This window comes from Mucilaginibacter terrae (assembly GCF_042679325.1).
Taxonomy (GTDB): Bacteria; Bacteroidota; Bacteroidia; order Sphingobacteriales; family Sphingobacteriaceae; genus Mucilaginibacter; species Mucilaginibacter terrae.
This window is the reverse complement of record NZ_JBHTMJ010000011.1, coordinates 422,513-438,705: the sequence shown is the minus strand read 5'-3', so window position 1 is coordinate 438,705 and position 16,193 is coordinate 422,513. Positions and strand designations below refer to the sequence as shown.

Sequence of the window (16,193 nt, the reverse complement as noted above, 5' to 3'; positions counted from 1 at the left end):
TTCTAAGAAGGCCTTTTACCTGAATAATGAAAAAGGCTTTTTTATATCTTATTTTTACGGCAGCCTTTGTTGGCCAGGCGTTAGCTCAACCTGTTTTCACCAAAACAGCTCAAGGCGCACAGTACTGTATTATTAAACCGGGCAACGGTTCCAAAGTAAAACAAGGCGAAGTAATTACCTTTAATTACACCACCAAGAATGATCGTGACTCCTTATTAGGCAGTACTTTTCAACGGGGCAGGCCCGAGATGGTGCAGGTACAACCCTCGCGCAATGTGGCCGACCTGATGGATGTATTCACCCTGTTAAGCGTGAACGATAGCGTATTGGTACGCATACCAACCGATTCGGCCTATGTTGGGCACGAAGAAGCTCGTCCGCCGTTTTTACCTAAAGGAAGCTTTTTGAACTTTGCCATTAAAATTGAGCGTGCACAAACTTTAGATGAAGCGATGGCCGAGCGAAACGCCGCCACTGAAAAAGCTAAAACTGAGCAAGCTGCCCTGGCTGCAAAGATGAAAGGTGCCGAAAGCGCTTCTACAGCCAAGTATATTACCGATAAGGGCATATCGCCACAAACAACGGCTTCGGGTTTAAAGTACGTAATAACCTCACCCGCAACCGGCCGCAAACCGTTAGCCGGGGATACGTTGGTAGTAAACTACGCAGGCCGAACGTTAGATGGTAAATTGTTCGATTCGAGCATTGAAACGGTTGCTAAAGCCAGTGGCTTACAACAGCCGGGCCGTACTTACGAGCCGTTAAAGTTTGTAGTAGGCAATAGCGAAGTGATTAGGGGCTGGGATGAAGGCTTGTTGTTATTAAATGAAGGTTCGAAAGCTACGTTTATCATCCCGTCTGCTTTAGCCTATGGCGAACGTGGTGCAGGTGAAGATATTAAGCCTTATAGCCCATTAGTATTCGACATTGAATTGGTTAAAGTAATAAAGGGCAAACCCAAACTTGTTAAACCTGCGGCGGCTGTAAAAAAAGCTGCGGGCAAAAAAAACCCGCTAAAAAAACCGGTAGTCAAGAAAAAAGTCACCCGTAAATAAAATATTATTAAAAAGCCCTGTTAACCACGCAGGGCTTTTTACTTTCGCAGCATGGTACTAACCGATACGCATACTCATCAATATTACGAAACCGACCCGGTAAAAAAGGCCGAGCTGATGCAGCGCTGCCTCGATAACGGAATCAGCCGGTTATTTTTGCCTAATGTAGATTCCACGAGTATATCGCAGGTAATGGATATGGTCGATACTTATCCCGATAACTGTTTCCCTATGCTGGGCCTGCACCCTTGCGATGTAAAGGCCAATTGGAAACAAGAACTGGAAACTATATATGCCGCTATAAAGGAAACCAAGGTGTATGCCATAGGCGAAATTGGGATAGACTTGTACTGGGACCAAACTTTTTTAGCCGAACAGCAGCAAGCCTTCCGGCAGCAAATTGGTTGGGCAAAGGCGGCTAAACTGCCTATAAATATTCACTGCCGTAACGCGTTTGATGAGGTATATGCCATTTTAAAGGATGAACATAACCAAGAGCTGCGCGGCATATTCCACTGCTTTTCGGGCACGTTAGAACAAGCCCGGCAAATTATAGACTTAAATTTTATGCTGGGGATTGGCGGCGTGGTTACTTATAAAAATGCCGGGCTGGATAAAGTGGTAGAACATATTGGACTAAACAGTATCGTTTTAGAAACAGATTCTCCGTATCTTACACCCGTACCATACCGGGGCAAGCCCAATGAGAGTTCGTATTTGATACACGTGGCGCAAAAAATAGCCGATCTGCATCAAACCACCCTGGAAACAGTTGCACGCATTACTACCGAAAATTCGAAAATAATTTTTGGTATATAAGCGTTTATTTAACTAATGATATTTATTTTTATAGCATAACCAATTATTCATGTGCCAAATACTGATCATCTATACCGGTGGGACAATAGGTATGGTGAGCGATCCAAAGACTAAAACTTTGGTACCTATTAACTTTGAACAGATTATGGAGAACGTTCCCGAACTAGAACGTTTGAATTGCCGCATCAAAGTGCATTCGTTCGAAGATATTATCGATTCATCTAATATGAGTCCGGCTATATGGAGCAGGCTGGCCGTTTTAATTCAAAAAAATTACCACGATGTAGACGGCTTTGTAATATTACACGGTTCGGATACCATGTCATACTCCGCATCGGCACTCAGCTTTATGCTCGAAAACTTGGGTAAACCCGTTATTTTCACCGGTTCACAATTGCCTATCAGCGCCATACGTACCGATGCCAAGGAAAACCTGATGACCGCCATTGAATTGGCCAAAGCTAAAAAGAATGATAAGGTACGTGTGCCCGAGGTTTGTATCTATTTTGATTACAAGCTGTTTAGGGGTAACCGCTCTTTCAAATACAATTCCTCTAAATTTGAAGCCTTCCGTTCGCCTAACTACCCGGTTTTGGCAGAGTCGGGCGTACATTTGCGTTTCAGCATTAACGATATCCGTCATCCCACTGAAGATGGAGAACTGATTGTGCATAAAGAACTGGTAAACGATGTGGCCGTATTAAAACTTTACCCCGGCATTAGCCCTAAAGTTGTTGAAACGATTGTTAATTCGGATGTGCGAGGTATTGTTATGGAAACATTTGGTGCCGGTAATACTACTACCGATGCCTGGTTTATAGATTTGCTTAAAGGCGCTATTGATAGCGGTAAAGTTATTGTAGATATATCGCAATGTAAAGTAGGTACTGTTGAATTAGGGCGTTACGAAACCAGTAAGCTGCTTAAAGACATAGGCGTAGCCAACGGTTACGATATGACCTTTGAAGCTGCTATTACCAAAACCATGTTCCTGCTCAGCCAGTTTAATGACCCCAAAGAGATTGTTAAATGGATAGAGACGGATATTAGGGGTGAATTAACGGTTTCATAGCCGTAACAAAGTTTCACACTAATATTTTATCCAGAAAATATTACGCGTTAGTAAACTTTGCAACAATGCTTGCGATATTTGCTTGATAATATCGCAAACACTGATAGGTAAGTAATATGGTATAAAGTGCGGTAATCTTGTAATAATTGTCACCATTTTATATTTCAAGGAATTAACCATTGCCCCTGCCAACCGCTATCTTTATATAAGTTAAATTTTGCCCTTCGGTTACCATCCCTGCTTAACTTTAACCACTCCAGTAAGTTTATCTGTACTTTTATTACAGCAAAATTTTCATAACCTTGCATGTCGGTTTCGTCGAAGTCTTTACCTTCAAGGTATTCCAGGCCGTCTACAGGCTCATTTATTACAGATGATGGTGCCGGTTGAGCCATATACGAACGGCGGCCTTTAAAACCATCCTTGTTCCAATATTGCTGTGTGGTTGCGTTTTGGTGATAAATAAATGCGGTGCCTTTAAAAATAAGCTGCTGCTTATCCTCTTCGTTATAGGTAATTAAGGTAAGGCGGTTATCACGTTTAATTTCAGCAACTTTTTCTGATCGGATGTCGGTATAAAACAGCAAACTTCCTTCGGTGTACGAAGCCTCTCTTAAAACAACGGTATAGGCATTAATATAGTCTGGTGCATAATTGCATACCGTAATAGTGCGGGTAACTTTTCCTCCCCTGTTTCCTTCCCCGGTAATTTTGTTCCAACTATCTGCAAATATTTCGTTTAAAGCATTATTCATATCCTAATGAGTTAATTATCAATTTATTTCAAAAATGCCGTAACGTTTTGCCGTTCAAAGCGTCTTAATAGTACTTTAAAAGTATTTGTTGTTCTTTATAAGGTCAGTTAATGTAAAAGGTTTGTTCGGATACTAACAAACCTTTTATGCTTTTATAGCATTTTTGCAACCGTAGCCGGTACACGCGCTGCTACTTGCCCGGGCAATACAACCTGTAACCGGTTATTTAGCACCAATTCATCGCCAGCCTTACCATGCAAATATACACCTATTATACAAGCTTGTTCCGGTGTATATTTTTGTGCTACCAAAGCGGTAATAATACCTGTTAATACATCGCCCATACCCCCAACTGCCATAGCCACATTGCCCGATGAGTTAAAATACAGCATACCATCCGGCGTACCGGTTATGGTGTAAGCATTTTTTAATACGATACATATCTTCAGTTCCTGAGCTTTTTTCCACAAGGTTTGCAGCCGTTGCCACCAGTTGTTATGCTTACCAAACAAGCGGTCAAATTCTTTCAGGTGCGGCGTTAATATACTGCCGGCCGGTAACATTTCTAACAATTCCGGGTTGGCCGATAACAGGTTGAGCCCGTCGGCGTCAACCACTACAGGCTTTTTATAATTAGCCAGCACAAAACGCAGTAGTTGCAAGGCATCATCATCCTTACCTAAACCGGGGCCTATAGCCACCACACTAAACCGATCCAATTGCAGGTGAGGAAGTTTACCTTGCCCACGCACAATAGCCATTACCTCGGCCTGGTAGCCATTTAAAGCAGTAAGTCCACTTTCGGGGATGCAGGCCGTGGTTAACCCCGCTCCGGCATACACACAGGCCGATGAACATAACAGAGCCGCCCCCATTGTTTCGGCCTGGCCGGCAATCAATAACGCATGACCAAAGGTACCTTTATGGCTAAACCGTGCGCGGGGTTTTAACAGGGTTATAATGTCTTTATCTTCCACCATTTGGTAAGGGGATTTAAGCCCTGCCATAAAGCCTTCATCCAAGCCAATGTTTACCGCTTCCCAGCATTCTATATACGGTTCCGATTCGGGCAACAAAAAGTTAACTTTAGGTTGCTGAAAGGTAATAACCAGGCTGGCTTTTAAAACGGTGGCATCTTTATCTACCTCTCCATCGGCATCAAAACCTGTAGGTATATCAACAGCAACTACAGTTTTATGCAAGTTATTGAGGTAATCCACCAATTGCTTATAACTCCCGCTTAAAGGTTTATTTAAACCGCTGCCCAGTATGGCATCAATAAGTATATTACAAGTTTCGATAGGTGTAACCTCATGCGAACTGATTTCGGTTAGTGCCACAGGCAGCTGCTGCAAACGCCGTAAATTTTCACTAAAGTCACCCGACTCGTTTTCCGAAAAACGCACCACCTTTACATTCATTTGCGCATAACCGTGTTCGTGTAATAATCTGGCGATAGCTAAACCATCGCCGCCGTTATTGCCGGTACCGCAGTACACACTTATATTTCTTTTTTTATCGGGAAAATGATTGATGAACCAACTCACAAAGGCTTTGCTGGCCCGTTCCATTAAGTTGATGGATGCGATCGGCTCATGCGTTATGGTATAAGCATCAACTTTGCGGGTTTGCAGGGCAGTTAGTAAGGGTATCATGTTTTGATTAAATGAAGATTGAAGTAAGATTGTTTGATATGAAAAAAAGACTCTATACCAGTTTGCCTATTCTTTTTAACTTATCTGCAATTTCATAAAGTTGATAATCACAATTTGTAACTTCAATTGAAAAGCTCTCACCATTAATTAAGTTTAATAACAAGTACTTTTCTTCGTGCCTTGTACTGCCCCAAGGTGAAATTTGTGTGTGTGTATCGATTGAATCTATTTCGTCCCAATTATATTTTCCAAATTTCAAAAATGTAACGCTCTCGTTATTAGCAATAATTACATAAACATCTTGCTCTCTCATCATAGATCTAACAAGAAATATAAAGTATATACTATAGATAGTAAAGGTTATAAAAAAAGCAATCAGATAATCATTTGAAACCATCGAGGCGATAGCCATAAACACTATAGGAAAAATAAAGATGGGAATAATTAACCAATAAACATTATTGTAATCTTTTACTTTAAATGTCTCCATTACAACTATCAATAACCTAAGTTAGTGATTAATTAGATCAAAAACAGCTATTACACCACTGAATATATCTTGAGCTAAGTTGAACTGTTTTAAAAATTACTCCACAATTTGTTAATAATTATTTTTCTTAATACTTAAACAAATAAACTACAATTCAGTTCTTTATTCAAACTAATACTACAACTATGTCAGAAGAAAAATCAGAAGCACAACATTTAGAAAAAACGATTGATGCTTTAGAAAACAGTATTGAAAACGAAACGGCTACCGGTTCATCTACGGGTATTAATAGCTGGATCAAAACCTTATCAGATCATACAGGCTTTAAAACCATTGTAAATGACCTTGAAAAATTAAAAGAAGCCATTGCCGATAAAGATGGTAAAAAGATTTACACCCTATTAGAAAAACTAGGTGATGAAACTGTAAAAGCAGCTGAAAAAGCCGATGGTAAAGAAAGCGCCTCCATTAAAAAATTAGGCAAAACGCTTTTGAAGGGATCGAAATTAATTGAGAAGTTAGTAGGTAAAGGCGAAGAAAAGTAGTTGAACCAAATTTTACAATGCAAAAGGCTGTCTTTTTTAAGGCGGCCTTTGTTGTATTGATGCTTTACAAGTGCATTTCTTTAGCTAAAAATACACCTGTAAAGCTTTCCTTTACCTTACATAAACCTTCGGGGGTGCCTTTATAAAGGATATTTCCACCACCCGAACCACCTTCGGGGCCCAGGTCTATCACGTGGTCAACTACTTTAATTACATCCAGGTTGTGCTCAATTACCAGCACCGTATTACCTTTATCAACTAACTGGTGCAACACGCCTAACAGTACATTAATATCTTCAAAGTGCAAACCGGTGGTCGGCTCATCTAATATATAAAAAGTGTTGCCGGTATCTTTTTTAGAAAGCTCGGTAGAGAGTTTAACCCGCTGCGCTTCACCACCCGATAGGGTTAACGAAGATTGTCCAAGCGTAATATAGCCCAAACCTACATCGTTCAAGGTTTTTACCTTACGGTAGATGGATGGCATATTTTCAAAAAATACGGTGGCGTCTTCAATACTCATATCCAGCACATCGCTAATGGATTTGCCACGGTAGCGCACTTCCAAAGTTTCGCGGTTGTAGCGTTTACCACCGCACTCTTCGCAAGGCACCTGTACATCGGGCAAAAAGTTCATTTCTATCACCTTTTGTCCGGCACCCTGGCAAGTTTCGCAACGGCCACCTTTTACGTTGAACGAGAAGCGACCAGGCTTGTATCCTCTGATTTTGGATTCGGGTAATTGCACATACAACGCACGAATATCAGAGAACACGCCTGTATAAGTAGCCGGGTTGGAGCGTGGCGTACGGCCGATAGGTGTTTGGTCTATTTCAATTACCTTATCAATATTTTCAAGTCCTTCAATTTTATCATAAGCCAAAGGCACTTTTTTAGCCCTAAAGAAATGATGGTTAAGTATAGGGTATAGCGTTTCGGTGATTAAACTGGATTTACCACTGCCCGATACGCCGGTTATCCCGATCAGTTTACCCAACGGAAATTGCACCGTAACCTTCTTTAAATTATGGCCGGTGGCTTTTTTGAGCGTAAGTACCTTGCCATTACCTTCCCTCCTCTTTTTAGGTACGGGAATTTCGCGGCTACCATTTAAGTAAGAGGTAGTCAGCGTGTTAACTTCCATTAACTGCGCGGGTGTACCCTCGGCAACTACGGTACCACCATGTACACCTGCTGCCGGACCCATGTCAATTACATAGTCGGCTTCCAAAATCATGTCCTTATCGTGCTCTACCACTAAAACGGTATTGCCTAAATCGCGCAGGTTTTTAAGGGCTTTAATCAAGCGGTCGTTATCACGCTGGTGCAAACCAATGCTGGGCTCATCTAAAATGTACATCACATTCATCAACTGCGAACCAATCTGCGTAGCTAAACGGATCCGCTGCGCCTCACCACCCGATAAGGTTCGTGCCTGCCGGTCGAGTGTTAAATAACTCAAGCCTACATCCAGGAGGAAAACAATACGCGCACGAATTTCTTTCAAGATCTCTTTGGCAATCACGTTCTGGCGTTCGCCCAGGCGGTCTTCCAGGTTTTCGAAGAACTCCTTCAAGGTCTTAATATCCATGCTGGCCAGCTCAAAGATGCTTTTCTCGTCAATTTTAAAATGCAGCGATTCTTTCTTTAAACGGGCACCTTCACAAACCGGGCAGGTTTTCAGCACACGGTAAGCTTCCAGGTCATCGCTTACGCCTTCGCTTTTGCGCTCCTGCTGTTCTTCGAGCATGCGGATAATACCATCGAACGTTACCTGGTATTTTTGTACATTCCATTTGTTGTACTCTACATCTACGGTAATAATTTCGTGCGAACCATTCAGGATAATGTCCAGCGTTTCACGCGGTAATTTCTCTAACGGTACCGATAGCGAAAACTCATATTTTTTTGCTACCGCTTTCAGCACGTGGAAGATCCAGGTTTCGCGGTATTCGCCTATAGGGGCCAAACCACCACCCGTTATGCTCAGCTTAGGATTTGGTATCACCGATGCTTCATCCACCACAAAAATGTATCCTAAGCCATCGCACTTTTCGCAGGCACCATAAGGTGAGTTGAACGAAAACGTATTTGGCTGCGGTTCATCGTAAGAGATGCCCGAAACCGGGTCCATCAAAAACTTACTGAAATAGGATACATTATTATCCTGATCGGCAATACGGATAATGCCTTTAGCCGTTTTTAAGGCCGCTTGCACCGAGGTATATAAACGCTTGCTATCCTTTTCGCTTACTACCAAACGGTCCACCACTATATCAATATCATGGATCTTGTAGCGGTCTACCTGCATTTTGGGTTCCACATCTACAATAGCGCCATCAACATAAACCTTTAAAAAGCCCTGTTTACGAATCTGCTCAAACAGTTCGCGGTAATGTCCTTTACGGCCTTTAACCACCGGGGCTAAAATATTTACCGGTTGCCCGTCAAACTTTTCCATAATGGTGCGTAAGATCTGATCTTCGCTCATACGCTCCATTTTTTGGCCGCTTACGTAGGAGTAAGCTTCACCCGCACGGGCGAACAGCAAACGCATAAAATCGTAAATTTCGGTAATGGTACCTACGGTAGAACGCGGGTTTTTACTGGTAGTTTTTTGTTCAATGGCAATAACCGGACTCAGGCCCGATACCTTATCTACATCGGGCCGTTCCATGCCGCCCATAAACTGGCGGGAGTAGGCCGAAAACGTTTCCATATAACGGCGCTGCCCTTCGGCATAAATAGTATCGAACGCCAAAGATGATTTACCGCTGCCACTCAACCCGGTAATTACTACCAGTTGATTACGCGGAAAAGAAATATCGATATTTTTTAAATTATGTACCCGGGCACCAAACACTTCCACATTGCGTTGCTCACCCAGGTCAATTGTTTTTTCGCTCATATATTATATCCAGAAACAAATACTTAACTTGTAAAAAGCCGCTAAGTTTTTAGTAAGCTGTAATTATCTCATAAAGAGGCGCAAATATACGAAAAAGGCCGGCTTGCACAATGCAAACCAGCCTTAAATGCTCCGTAAATACTAATTTTTTTAGTTGATACTTAAGGTTTCTGTTGGCTGTAAATTTGCCCATACTGTGCCATAGCCGTTTTCTACAGGCTTATCTATCACCTCTTTCATGGCAACCAGCTTATATACATAACGGTCGGTTTCCCGGTTGAGGTGCATATAAAAATAATTGCCTTTGTTTTTGCGGGTTATAGCTTTGTGTACCCGTGGCGAACCTGCATTGTATGCGGCAGCTGCAAGGGTCCAACTATGAAATTCACCGTAAAGTTCTTTGATGTACTTGCAGGCGGCAATGGTCGACCTTCGCGTGTTTAAGCGTTCGTCTTTACCATGGCCAACTTTGAGGCCGTATTCGCGAGCCGTGCCTGGCATAAACTGCCATATACCTACAGCACCGCGCGGCGATCTGGCTTTTTTATTGAAGCCCGATTCCAGCAAGGGAATATATTTAAAATCTTCGGGGATACCGTAAAGCCGGAGTATGGGCTCTATTACAGGGAACCATTTGCTGGCTTGTTGCTGTAGTTCATCGGTTTTTAAAACTTGACGACTGTGTTTCCAGATGGAGGTTTTTATCTTTTTATTAACCTTTGCATTATGCACCGGTACCTCTTCATCGGCAAAGTTTAAGTTTTCATTTGCACTATTTTTCCATGCAAAATAGTTAGTAAGAGCACTACTGTTTTTCAACGGCTTTCTGTCAGGAACACTGAAAATAAAGAGCCTTGAAATGATAAACAGCACACAAATTACGGAGCACGTAACTAAGTGTTTTTTAATCATTCAATTTAATTTAGTTCAACAATACAGGTTTAGGTGTGTGGGGCAAAGGTACAAAACATTGCACACAATCAAACACTTAGCCATACTTAGTGTTTTGGTGAATGTTGAAAAATAACTAAAACAATGCTTTAAACGCCGTGCAGGCTGATTTTGAATGTGGAAAAAAATTTTAACTATTGGCAAATTTTCGTAATTTTGCCCTCTGCTTTTTATAAGCGCATAACTAAAAAAACATGTTTAAAAAACAAGGGAACAGTCGCGACGACAAGTCCAACAATTCTACCGGCAGGCGTACCGGCAGTGGCGACCAGCCACGCAACAGCTCTTCTCCACGCACCCGCAACGCAGGCTCAGGCTTTAAAAAATCAGATTCATCCGAATCTAAAAAGAGATACGGAAATGATGACGCCTCAAGTGGTGATAAAAAACCATTTTCGTCTTCACGTAAAACCTCTTCGGGGGGCTTTAACGCCGAAGAAAAACCCAAAAGAAGTTTTGGTGGTGCATCGGCCGATAAAAAGCCGTTTTCATCGAGAGGTGCCAGCGGTGATCGTCCGTTTAAAAAGAGCTTCGAATCACGCGGTGATAATACTAACCGGGATTTCAACAAAGAAAATTCATCGAGAGGAACCAGCAGCGACAGACCTTTTAATAAGGAATCACGTGGCGGAGCCGACAAGCCATTCGGCCGTAGTGCAGGATCGCGCGGTGGCAGCAGTGCCGATAAGCCTTTCAGCAAATTTTCGCCACGCAGCGCGGAAGATAAACCACGCAACCGTCGTCCGCCTGAAACCAATAACGTACCTAACCCCAATGCCGATAAGTCATACAAAAAGAACGACAGCTTTGGTGGTGAAAAACGCAGGACTCATAAGCCCCGCAATATAGATAATGCCGAAGGTGGCGAAGAAAGAAAGCCATACAATAAGGCAGTAGGCAGCAGCCGTACCTGGGATAACCGTACCGAAGAAGAAAAAGCCGCACCTAAACGCGATCGCAGCGAGTTTGAAGAAGAACGCCCTACCCGTGTAATAAGAGGTCGTAATAAAAAAGCTGCTGAAAAAGCAGATGATCACCTTATCCGTTTAAACCGATACATAGCTAACGCAGGTATTTGCTCTCGTCGTAAGGCCGATGAGCTGATTGCTGCCGGTGTGGTTTCGGTAAATGGCGAGGTGATATCTGAACTGGGCCATAAAATTGACCCGAGCCAAGATGTGATCCGTTACAATGGCGAAACGCTGAAACGTGAAAAGATGGTGTATGTGCTGCTGAACAAGCCTAAAGATTACATCACCACAACCGAAGATCCGCAGGAACGCCGTACCATTATGGCCCTGGTTGATAAAGCCAGCAAAGAGCGTATTTACCCCGTTGGCCGTTTAGACCGTAATACTACCGGTTTAATATTAATGACCAACGATGGCGATTTGGCCGATAAGCTTTCGCACCCGCGCAACAGTGTTACCAAACTTTACCAGGTTGAACTGGATAAGGCGTTAACCCAAGGCGATTTAAATAAAATACAATACGGCCTGGAACTGGAAGACGGTGTAATTAAGCCCGACCTGGTGGCTTATGTTACCGGCGGTACCAAACGTGAAATAGGCATACAGATCCATAGCGGCAAAAACCGCATTGTACGCCGTATTTTTGAGCATTTAGGTTATGATGTAGTTAAACTTGATCGTACCATTTACGCCGGATTAACCAAAAAAGACCTGCCCCGCGGCCGCTGGAGATACCTTGATGAAAAAGAGGTGATCCAGTTAAAGCATTTGGTGCAGGTGAACAAAGCTTAGTACAAAGCCGGGAGTTCCGAGTTTGTAGATATTAATGTCATTTCGGCGGTAGGAGAAATCTGAGCGTTTGAAATGACATTTTTTGTTAGGCTATTTTTAGCGATTGTCATTTCGAACGATAGTGAGAAATCTTGTTCCGTGCGTTTAAGTTGAGTTAGTGCAGTTTGAACTTAAGTTTATGCTAATAAACGCGTTCCGTCTGCTCTTGGCCGCAGAGGCCCATTACTTTTGGCATAGCCCCAAAAGTAACAAAAAGGCCTATTGATGGCAATCCCCGCCTCTGCATACAAGGCCAACTCCCGGCCGGGTGCCATCAATGCCCCGCGCTTCTTTTAACAGTGGCGGTTGCTACGCAACCACATATTTTTTAAAAAATCAATCAGTCATGCCGATGTGTATCGGCATCCCACTTGCAAGGTAGTCAGCCTAAAGTTGTTACGCGTTTTCCTTTCTGATGGGATGCCGATATTCATCGGCGTGACAGGATAACAATCTGACCTTCTGTTTGAGAAAGGCCGAGTTGGATTTTTCGTCATCTTCCAGCTTCGGGCGAAAGCGGGGCAGCACTTGGTGGCCATGCGCATGGAGGGGCCTTCTAGATTTTGCCTAAAAAATAAGCTAAGCGGTAAACAATCTAAGGGCAAAATATAAACAGCCCGTGGTGCTGCCCCGCTTTGCAGGGTAAAGGCCTCGTGCGGCAAAGAAGCATAGTGGAGGTGACTTGATTTTTGGTTCTTTTTATCAAGAAAAAGAACAAGGGCCTCTCCGGCCAAGAGGAGACGAAGTAAGTTTATTAGCACTAAACAAGATTCAAAACGCACAAAACGAAAACACTGCTCTCATCAAAGCGATGAAACAGTACATTGCCGCTAACTTATAATGCCCTCCCTCCCGGAGAGGGTTTGGGAGGGGCTTCTTTTTTATTACCTTGCGTTATTCTAAAAATACGAAACCAATGAAGAAGCTATTGTTTTTATTAAGTATGTTACCGGCATTACTTATGGCCCAGCCCAAGCCACCTTCTACGTTCGATCTGCTGATTGGAACTTATACCGGCAATGGCAGTGAGGGTATCTATGTATATCGTTTTTATACCGAAAGCGGCCGTTTAGCTTATTTAAACCGAACTACCAGCATTGAAAATCCCTCGTACCTGTGTGTATCTAAAAACGGTAAATTTGTGTACTCGGTTAACGAAGTGGGCGATGACCGGAAGGGTAGCGTCACCGCTTTTTCGTTCGAACCGAAAGTAGGTACCATTAACCCTATCAACAAACAGGTATCGGGGGCCGGTCCTTGTTACATATCGGTTGATAAGGATCAAAAGCATGTGTTCACAGCTAATTATGCCGGAGGCAGCATGTATGTTTTCCCGGTTAATAAAGATGGTTCGCTTAACCCGGCATCGCAAATTATTCAAGACAAACCGGAGGGTTTGGGCCCTAATAAGTCCCGCCAGGATAAACCTCACGTACACATAGCCATGCTATCGCCCGATGAAAAACACCTGATTTACACCGACCTGAGTACCGATAAGCTGAACATTTATAAATATAAATCGTCGCAACCACAACCGCTAACACCTGCATCACCAAATTTTGTAAAGGTTGCATCCGGTGATGGTCCACGCCATATTGATTTTAGCGCTAACCGTAAATACCTGTATGTCATAACCGAAATGGGTGGCAACATAGTTGCTTACAACTACAATAATGGCCAGCCCAAGCAAATTCAAAGTATTACTATGCTACCCGACGGCTACAACAAACAGGTAGGTGGTGCCGATATTCATGTATCGCCCGATGGTTTATTTTTGTACGCTACCAACCGTGGCGATGCTAATGAGATCATTGTTTATGCTATAAATCAGGAAACCGGCATGTTAACGTTTATAGAGCGCCAAACCACCCGCGGTAGCCATCCCCGCAACTTTGTAATTGACCCAAGCGGAACTTTCCTGCTGGTGGCTAATCAAAAAAGCAATAACATTGTGGTATTTAAAATTAACCGTACTACAGGTAAGCTAACGTTTGTGCGCACCAATACCGAAATAGATAGCCCGAGTTGTTTAAAGTTTACAGCGGCAGAGTAGGTGTATTCATCTATGGGCGTTGCCTACGGCCCAGGCTGTACGCTAATACTACACCGGCCTTAGCCACAAGCCGGTATCCGCTTCCATCCCTAACGCTGGCCCAGAAACAAAAGAGCCGCGATAACGAAACGTTACCGCGGCTCTTTAAATATATTAAAGACTTTTAGTCTTTATACTGCAGTTGCAGTTTTTCAATAGTAGCTAACGCTTCCTTAATACCATCGCGCTGGCCGGTAAGCAGGTTGAGGTGATCGGCATGGTCAACGTAATCGGCTATATATTCATCATATTTAGCAATGGCGGCACGTTCGCCGGTTACAATGGCTTCTAAAATAGCTGAATCCTTGTTGCTGCTTAACGCTTGTTTAATGGTTAACCAGGTACGGTGTACACCGCCTAATATACCACCAGCTTCGTTTTCAGCTTCTTCGCCATGTTTGGTAATATGCTCTTTCAGTTCGGAAGCATATACAATTCTTTCGCCTTCCCATTGCAAAAACAATGCTTTCAATTCGTTTGATGAAGTTGCCTCAGCCGATGACTTGTAACCTTCTTTACCATCGTTTACTAATGATAATATTTCTTTTAAATCGCTAACGATCTCTTGATTGCTTTTCATTTTCTTAGTTCTAAATGTAATGATTGAACTATCGCGAAAGCTAAATGTTTTACAGATTATACTAAAAGAATAACCGATGATTAGCGGTGTAGTTTTCAAAAAAAAAGCCGCAATAACTACGTTATCACGGCTCCAGTTTACAATTGATTATGAATTTTTTTAGTTAGCCGTTACCGCTTCGCCAGATGCTGTGCCCAGCGTAGCCAGTTCCTTATCAACTTTCAAGGTTTTACCGGCAGCTAAACCTGGTGCAATTACTTTGAGCTTAGTGCCCGGTACGGCCTTGTTGCCGCGTATGTTGTTCCAAATGCGTAGGTCTTCCAGGTCTACGCCGTATTGAGCGGCTATACTGCTCAGGGTTTCACCTTTACGTACGATATGAGTCGATTTTGCTTTGCCTGAACCCGATGTATCATCGGGGAGGGAAGCGTAAACAGGTTGTACAGGCGCTGTACTTACCGGTATAGCTTCGCCGTTTAAGGCTGCGTAAAGTAAGGGATATTTTTCTTTACCCAACTGCGGGATTACAATACGCCGCGGGACTTTGGTAGTTCCATTAATAATGCGCTGTGTATAGGCCGGGTTTAGCAAGGCTAATTGATTGGCATCCAAATTTAATACACGGGCCACATTGTTTAACGACACAAACTTGTTCACCAGCACCGTATCGGTATTTAAGGTAAAAGTGCACGTTTGCGGAACGATACCATGCTGATCGGCATATTTCATTACATACATGGTGGCTATAAAGGCGGGTACGTAACCGCGTGTTTCGGCAGGCAGGTACTGGCGTATCGACCAAAAATCGACTGCGTTGGCTTGCTGCATAGCACGTTCTACGTTGCCTTTTCCACAGTTATAAGAAGCAATGGCCAGCAGCCAATCGCCAAATTCCTGGTAGGCATCTTTTAAGTAAGCGGCAGCAGCGTAGCTGGCCTGTATAGGATCGCGGCGCTCATCCACATAATTGTTCATGTTGAGGCCGTAAATTTTGGCGGTGGCATACATAAACTGCCAAGGGCCTGTAGCCCCTACTCTTGATACCGCATTAGGATCCAGCGCCGATTCTACCACCGAAAGGTATTTGATCTCATCGGGGATACCGGCATCGCGAAAGGCTTTTTCGTAAATAGGAAAATAGTATTTAGATAAGCCCATAATACGGCCAATATCGGTACGGCGGCCACCTGATGTATAAGTGTTTATATAAGCTTGTACAAATTCGTTATAATCTAAGGGCACATCTTTACGAATAGAATCTAACCTGATACGGAAAGCAGAGTTTTCGTAAGCATTTTGCTGAATTTGGGCAGTTACTGCGGCAGGAACACCGGCAGTACGCTTGTAAACCTGGCCGAAGCTCCGCTCGTACATGGAGGTATCCTGGTAAGCCGGCTCCTGCGCCATTGCTTTGTAGGATTGGAATGCAATAAAACAAACAATGATCGTAAATAGTTTCTTCATTATCA

Annotated in this window: 13 protein-coding genes; 6 read left to right on the top strand and 7 right to left on the bottom strand. The window is 43.1% G+C overall.

The window, feature by feature from the left end:
• Nucleotides 1–26: 26 nt before the first annotated feature.
• The 3 genes from ACFQ3S_RS11555 to ACFQ3S_RS11545 are packed head-to-tail and all read left to right on the top strand — an operon-like array spanning nt 27 to nt 2,946.
• Nucleotides 27–1,055 carry an FKBP-type peptidyl-prolyl cis-trans isomerase gene (locus tag ACFQ3S_RS11555; protein WP_377164503.1) on the top strand — a complete coding sequence of 343 codons (1,029 nt, stop codon included), beginning with the start codon at nt 27–29 and terminating at the stop codon, nt 1,053–1,055.
• Nucleotides 1,056–1,106: 51 nt separating this feature from the next.
• On the top strand, nt 1,107–1,874 hold the full coding sequence (locus ACFQ3S_RS11550; protein ID WP_377164501.1) for a TatD family hydrolase: 768 nt from the start codon (nt 1,107–1,109) through the stop codon (nt 1,872–1,874).
• Nucleotides 1,875–1,923: 49 nt separating this feature from the next.
• Entirely contained in the window at nt 1,924–2,946 is a 1,023-nt protein-coding gene (locus tag ACFQ3S_RS11545) for an asparaginase (protein ID WP_377164499.1), read from the top strand.
• 164 nt (nt 2,947–3,110) lie between these two features.
• Here the strand turns inward: ACFQ3S_RS11545 and ACFQ3S_RS11540 are convergent, their stop codons facing one another.
• The 3 genes from ACFQ3S_RS11540 to ACFQ3S_RS11530 all read right to left on the bottom strand — a co-directional run bounded on the left by ACFQ3S_RS11540 (nt 3,111) and on the right by ACFQ3S_RS11530 (nt 5,672).
• A complete protein-coding gene (locus ACFQ3S_RS11540; RefSeq protein WP_377164497.1) occupies nt 3,111–3,701 on the bottom strand; it encodes a pyridoxamine 5'-phosphate oxidase family protein in 591 nt (196 codons plus the stop codon).
• 152 nt (nt 3,702–3,853) lie between these two features.
• On the bottom strand, nt 3,854–5,356 hold the full coding sequence (locus ACFQ3S_RS11535) for an NAD(P)H-hydrate dehydratase (RefSeq protein ID WP_377164495.1): 1,503 nt from the start codon (nt 5,354–5,356) through the stop codon (nt 3,854–3,856).
• A gap of 52 nt (nt 5,357–5,408) precedes the next feature.
• Entirely contained in the window at nt 5,409–5,672 is a 264-nt protein-coding gene (locus ACFQ3S_RS11530) for a hypothetical protein (protein ID WP_377164493.1), read from the bottom strand.
• A gap of 359 nt (nt 5,673–6,031) precedes the next feature.
• Here ACFQ3S_RS11530 and ACFQ3S_RS11525 point away from each other — a divergent pair, with 359 nt between their 5' ends.
• A complete protein-coding gene (locus ACFQ3S_RS11525) occupies nt 6,032–6,391 on the top strand; it encodes a hypothetical protein (RefSeq protein WP_377164491.1) in 360 nt (119 codons plus the stop codon).
• Nucleotides 6,392–6,455: 64 nt separating this feature from the next.
• Here the strand turns inward: ACFQ3S_RS11525 and uvrA are convergent, their stop codons facing one another.
• Both uvrA and ACFQ3S_RS11515 read right to left on the bottom strand, forming a co-directional pair.
• A complete protein-coding gene (gene uvrA / locus ACFQ3S_RS11520; protein ID WP_377164489.1) occupies nt 6,456–9,299 on the bottom strand; it encodes an excinuclease ABC subunit UvrA in 2,844 nt (947 codons plus the stop codon).
• A gap of 150 nt (nt 9,300–9,449) precedes the next feature.
• Complete coding sequence (locus ACFQ3S_RS11515; protein WP_377164487.1) at nt 9,450–10,118, bottom strand: lytic transglycosylase domain-containing protein; 669 nt, start codon at nt 10,116–10,118, stop codon at nt 9,450–9,452.
• Between the two features lie 326 nt (nt 10,119–10,444).
• Here ACFQ3S_RS11515 and ACFQ3S_RS11510 point away from each other — a divergent pair, with 326 nt between their 5' ends.
• Together ACFQ3S_RS11510 and ACFQ3S_RS11505 are read left to right on the top strand one after the other, a co-directional pair.
• Nucleotides 10,445–12,013 (top strand): pseudouridine synthase, encoded by a 1,569-nt coding sequence (locus tag ACFQ3S_RS11510; RefSeq protein WP_377164485.1) that lies wholly within the window; start codon nt 10,445–10,447, stop codon nt 12,011–12,013.
• A 955-nt stretch (nt 12,014–12,968) separates the two neighbouring features.
• Complete coding sequence (locus tag ACFQ3S_RS11505; protein WP_377164483.1) at nt 12,969–14,105, top strand: lactonase family protein; 1,137 nt, start codon at nt 12,969–12,971, stop codon at nt 14,103–14,105.
• Nucleotides 14,106–14,268: 163 nt separating this feature from the next.
• On the opposite strand, the gene ACFQ3S_RS11500 is transcribed toward ACFQ3S_RS11505, so the two are convergent.
• A complete protein-coding gene (locus ACFQ3S_RS11500) occupies nt 14,269–14,724 on the bottom strand; it encodes a PA2169 family four-helix-bundle protein (protein ID WP_377164481.1) in 456 nt (151 codons plus the stop codon).
• 159 nt (nt 14,725–14,883) lie between these two features.
• Nucleotides 14,884–16,188 (bottom strand): lytic transglycosylase domain-containing protein, encoded by a 1,305-nt coding sequence (locus ACFQ3S_RS11495; RefSeq protein ID WP_377164479.1) that lies wholly within the window; start codon nt 16,186–16,188, stop codon nt 14,884–14,886.
• Nucleotides 16,189–16,193: the final 5 nt, after the last annotated feature.

What these genes read in the sequence shown, in the direction of transcription:
- ACFQ3S_RS11555 (WP_377164503.1), top strand. Translation starts at nt 27, where the DNA reads ATGAAAAAGGCTTTTTTATATCTTATTTTTACGGCAGCCTTTGTTGGC.
- ACFQ3S_RS11550 (WP_377164501.1), top strand. Translation starts at nt 1,107, where the DNA reads ATGGTACTAACCGATACGCATACTCATCAATATTACGAAACCGACCCG.
- ACFQ3S_RS11545 (WP_377164499.1), top strand. Translation starts at nt 1,924, where the DNA reads ATGTGCCAAATACTGATCATCTATACCGGTGGGACAATAGGTATGGTG.
- ACFQ3S_RS11540 (WP_377164497.1), bottom strand. Translation starts at nt 3,701, where the DNA reads ATGAATAATGCTTTAAACGAAATATTTGCAGATAGTTGGAACAAAATT.
- ACFQ3S_RS11535 (WP_377164495.1), bottom strand. Translation starts at nt 5,356, where the DNA reads ATGATACCCTTACTAACTGCCCTGCAAACCCGCAAAGTTGATGCTTAT.
- ACFQ3S_RS11530 (WP_377164493.1), bottom strand. Translation starts at nt 5,672, where the DNA reads ATGATGAGAGAGCAAGATGTTTATGTAATTATTGCTAATAACGAGAGC.
- ACFQ3S_RS11525 (WP_377164491.1), top strand. Translation starts at nt 6,032, where the DNA reads ATGTCAGAAGAAAAATCAGAAGCACAACATTTAGAAAAAACGATTGAT.
- uvrA (WP_377164489.1), bottom strand. Translation starts at nt 9,299, where the DNA reads ATGAGCGAAAAAACAATTGACCTGGGTGAGCAACGCAATGTGGAAGTG.
- ACFQ3S_RS11510 (WP_377164485.1), top strand. Translation starts at nt 10,445, where the DNA reads ATGTTTAAAAAACAAGGGAACAGTCGCGACGACAAGTCCAACAATTCT.
- ACFQ3S_RS11505 (WP_377164483.1), top strand. Translation starts at nt 12,969, where the DNA reads ATGAAGAAGCTATTGTTTTTATTAAGTATGTTACCGGCATTACTTATG.
- ACFQ3S_RS11500 (WP_377164481.1), bottom strand. Translation starts at nt 14,724, where the DNA reads ATGAAAAGCAATCAAGAGATCGTTAGCGATTTAAAAGAAATATTATCA.
- ACFQ3S_RS11495 (WP_377164479.1), bottom strand. Translation starts at nt 16,188, where the DNA reads ATGAAGAAACTATTTACGATCATTGTTTGTTTTATTGCATTCCAATCC.